1 protein-coding gene is annotated in these 538 nt (G+C 66.4%); it reads right to left on the minus strand.

The annotated features are described in order from the left end of the window. Positions 1 to 538 (minus strand): ABC transporter substrate-binding protein (locus tag BU204_RS37920; RefSeq protein ID WP_143230071.1); only part of this gene is annotated, 538 nt, incomplete at both ends.

Genomic DNA, 538 nt, shown 5'->3' on the forward strand with positions numbered 1-538 from the left:
GCCTCCTGCCAGGTGCGGCCGAGCGCGTCGGTCTGGTGGTAGGGCAGGATCTCCCGCCAGGCGTCGAAGACGGTCTTGACCTCCTGGGAGTTCCACGCCTTCTCCCCGGCCATCAGCTCGACATGGAAGTCGTAGCCGTTGATCCGCAGGTTGAGGTAGTCGAAGGTGCCCATGGCCGGCCAGCCGTCGGAGTCGCCGAACGCGATCGGCGTCAGGCCGTCGCCCTGCATGGTCTTCGCGAGCGCCACCAGCTCGTCCATCGTGGATGGTGGCTCGTAGCCGCGCTCCTGCCAGAGGCTCTTCCGGTAGAAGATCGCCCAGGGGTAGTAGTAGAGCGGGACGAAGTACTGCTTGCCGTCCGAGCCGGTGGCCTGGTCCTTCATCGCGTCGGAGAAGCCGGAGCCGATGTCGGACCAGACGTCGGAGATGTCGCCGACCAGGCCCTGCTCGGCGAAGAACCGCATCCGGTAGCCGGCGAACCAGCCGAACACGTCGTCCGGCCCGCCCTGCAGGTAGCTGTTGATGTTCTCCTGGAACG

The organism is Actinophytocola xanthii, assembly GCF_001921205.1.
Classification (GTDB): domain Bacteria; phylum Actinomycetota; class Actinomycetes; order Mycobacteriales; family Pseudonocardiaceae; genus Actinophytocola; species Actinophytocola xanthii.